General features: G+C 57.7%; 2 protein-coding genes and 1 pseudogene. 1 reads left to right on the top strand and 2 read right to left on the bottom strand.

Annotation, left to right across the window (positions count from 1 at the left end):
• A partial coding sequence (locus CF70_RS23735) for a transposase (protein WP_035870522.1) occupies nt 1-364 on the bottom strand: 364 nt, incomplete at its 3' end.
• Nucleotides 365-468: 104 nt separating this feature from the next.
• Nucleotides 469-789 (bottom strand): annotated as a pseudogene (locus CF70_RS23730) (type II restriction endonuclease); the annotation flags it as partial.
• A gap of 100 nt (nt 790-889) precedes the next feature.
• Here CF70_RS23730 and CF70_RS23725 point away from each other — a divergent pair.
• A complete protein-coding gene (locus CF70_RS23725) occupies nt 890-2011 on the top strand; it encodes an IS30 family transposase (RefSeq protein ID WP_051648866.1) in 1122 nt (373 codons plus the stop codon).
• Nucleotides 2012-2048: the final 37 nt, after the last annotated feature.

The following is a 2048-nucleotide window of genomic DNA, read 5'->3' as shown; positions in this document are numbered from 1 at the left end:
TCGAGACTCCCTTCAGGTACAGCCAGGGCAGTGCGGCACTCACCCTCGGCGACTTCCTCACATACGGCGGCACGATCGCCGAGTTGAACTTCACGCCAGACCCGGACCGGTCGCGCACCTTCGGCACCTTCACAGCAATCGGGCCGGCCCCCGTCAGCACCTCGCGCTCCGGGAGGTAACCATTGCGCACCACAGCGCGCTGCCCGCTCAAGGTCTTGACGTTACTGAACTGCTCAAGCAGCTCTGCCAGCTCCACTTCGATCGCCTCCTGGATGACTCGCCGGGCCCCGCGCCTGATCAACTCCTCGAGCCCAAGCCCGATTTCCGATAGACCGACTGCTTCTTTACCTTTATCCTTGTTCATGGTGGTGGACTTTTCTTGTGCTGGTTTCCGATCTCGACAATCAGATTCTCAGCGAAAAGCTCCACCGCCCTCTACTCCGCGCCTCAAATTCCCCGCCCGTACACCAGTTTCGACTTTAGCTCCTGATTCATGGCCAGCACGCCTTCGCGCATCGCTAGATAGTGGTCCCATTTACCGAGCTTGACGCTCGAACCAGTCAACGCGTTGTAGCCATTGACTATGGCCGTGTTGAAAGGCAGAACCAGGGTAGGATGGATGAAGTACAGCAAATTGGCTGCTGCAGGACCCAGACCTTTGATGCCATGGCTGCTGAGCTGGTGTATCGCGTTCAGGACCTCCTGCTCTGTATTGCAGCAGTTGCAGGTATGCAAGAGCCTGGCAAAGGCGCGTTGGTTGTCGGCGTTCTCGTAAATGTCCGGGAGGCGCGTTCAACCGGTCGTCGCAACACCTTCTGGTCTAATACCGACCCAGGAGGAAAAGTAGTTGAAGAAGAGAAGACGTGGACTGTCGCCTGAACAGAAGGCAATGCTATGGCGTAGATGGAAGGATGGTGAATCGTTAAGCGACATCGGGCGCTCACTTGGCAAGCACGCAGCGTCAATCCATGCGATCGTAAGGCTGAATGGCGGGATCATGCCGACGACGAGGAAACGGTCACCGCGGGCTTTGACATTGGCGGAAAGAGAGGAAATCTCGCGTGGCATCTGCGCAGGCATGTCGTTGCGTCAGATTGCGGAGAGCTTGGGCCGATCTGCGTCGACGATCAGTCGCGAAGTTGCGCGTGACGGTGGATTGACGAAATACCGGGCGGCACTGGCGGATGCAAACGCCTGGGAACGGGCAAAACGACCGAAACCATGCCGTCTCGCCGATAACGCAGGGCTGTGCCAGTTGGTTGCGAGCAAGCTGCAGCTAAATTGGTCGCCCCAGCAGATCGCCGGTTGGTTGAAACTGCAATATCCCGACGACGAAGCAATGCAGGTCTCTCACGAAACGATCTACCGTAGCCTGTTCATTCAGGCGCGCGGAGTGCTGAAGTCGGAGCTGATGAAGCACCTGCGTACGCGCCGGATGATGCGCCGCTCGAAGAAGGCGTCAGCAAAGGGGCAACCGCGTGGACAGATCATTGATGCAGTATCGATCCGTGAGAGGCCGGCCGAAGCCGAGGACCGGGCGGTTCCGGGGCACTGGGAAGGCGACCTCTTGAGCGGTTCGAACAACACGCACATTGCGACACTGGTGGAACGTCATTCGCGCTTCACCATCCTCGTAAAAGTAAACGGCAAGGACACTGAGAGCGTTGTATCTGCGCTGAGCAAACAGGTTCGCAAGCTGCCTGCGCAACTGCGCCGGTCGGTCACCTGGGATCGTGGCATGGAACTCGCGCAGCACAAGGAATTCACGGTCGCTACCGACGTGCAGGTGTTCTTCTGCGATCCACAAAGCCCGTGGCAGCGTGGCACAAACGAGAATACAAACGGTCTACTGCGTCAATACTTCCCCAAAGGCACGCGCTTGGACGGCTATTCACAAGCTGATCTCGACAGGATCGCTTTGCAGTTGAATCAACGCCCGAGAAAGACGTTGGACTTTATAACGCCCGCCGATAAACTACACGCCAGCATCGGTGTTGCGACGACCGGTTGAACGCGTCGCGGCTTTTTTTGCGATATCGCGCTCCATT

Origin of the sequence: Cupriavidus sp. SK-3 (assembly GCF_000611145.1) — a bacterium.
Classification (GTDB): Bacteria; Pseudomonadota; Gammaproteobacteria; order Burkholderiales; family Burkholderiaceae; genus Cupriavidus.
Note: the sequence above shows the minus strand (reverse complement) of the source record. Positions and strands in the feature narration are given on the sequence as shown.